This is a genomic window from Candidatus Cardinium sp. cByotN1 (genome assembly GCF_022810525.1).
GTDB lineage: Bacteria > Bacteroidota > Bacteroidia > Cytophagales > Amoebophilaceae > Cardinium.
This window is the reverse complement of the sequence record NZ_JAACGG010000160.1, coordinates 1-228: the sequence shown is the minus strand read 5'-3', so window position 1 is coordinate 228 and position 228 is coordinate 1. Positions and strand designations below refer to the sequence as shown.

Here is a 228-nt window from a genome sequence, read left to right as displayed (position 1 = left end):
TTTATCTTTTTTTTTATGGCGCTCACATAAACGAAGCATATATTGCCACAATTTCAGTGCAATCCAGTAATTAGGTGTTACCTCTGCCTCTATAAGTATGTAGACGAAGGCTTGGTCATTATCTTTCGTTAGTACCGAGTAGACTAGGTCACTTATAGATTTTCTGAGCTTATGTTCCACATAAGACTCTCTTTCAATAGTAATGCGGGTTAAATCCAACTTTTCTTT

At 36.0% G+C, this 228-nt stretch carries 1 protein-coding gene; it reads right to left on the bottom strand.

Features of this window, described 5'->3' with window-relative positions; all coding sequences use genetic code 11:
- The coding region (locus MUW73_RS04150; protein WP_243575288.1) for an Rpn family recombination-promoting nuclease/putative transposase at positions 1-228 on the bottom strand (228 nt) is incomplete at both ends.